This window comes from Kordia sp. (genome assembly GCF_050633145.1).
Classification (GTDB): Bacteria; Bacteroidota; Bacteroidia; order Flavobacteriales; family Flavobacteriaceae; genus Kordia.
In genome coordinates this window covers 674-969 of the sequence record NZ_JBOEFY010000003.1, presented here as the reverse complement: position 1 = coordinate 969, position 296 = coordinate 674, and the positions used below count along the sequence as shown (strand labels likewise).

Here is a 296-nt window from a genome sequence, read left to right as displayed (position 1 = left end):
TTAGGAATGTCTGCTTTATTAGAAAAAGATCAAGGGTTTACAAATTACAGAATCAACGTTGAACCAAGAGTTCGTGTGAGTGATAAGTTTATTTTAAGCTATCGTTCTTCTTTAAATGTTCAAAACAATCGCAGAGGATATGCAAATAATTCAAATGATCTTGAAGATCAAATTGTTTTTGGACAGCGCGATCAAATTATCTTAGTGAATAGTATTTCGGGTAATTATAGTTTTAATTCTTTTAATGCATTAAATCTAACATTTAGAAACTATTGGTCTACGGTTGATTATGATGA

1 protein-coding gene is annotated in these 296 nt (G+C 29.7%); it reads left to right on the top strand.

The window, feature by feature from the left end:
* A partial coding sequence (locus tag ACRBBL_RS01560) for a DUF5916 domain-containing protein (protein WP_431367274.1) occupies positions 1 to 296 on the top strand: 296 nt, incomplete at both ends.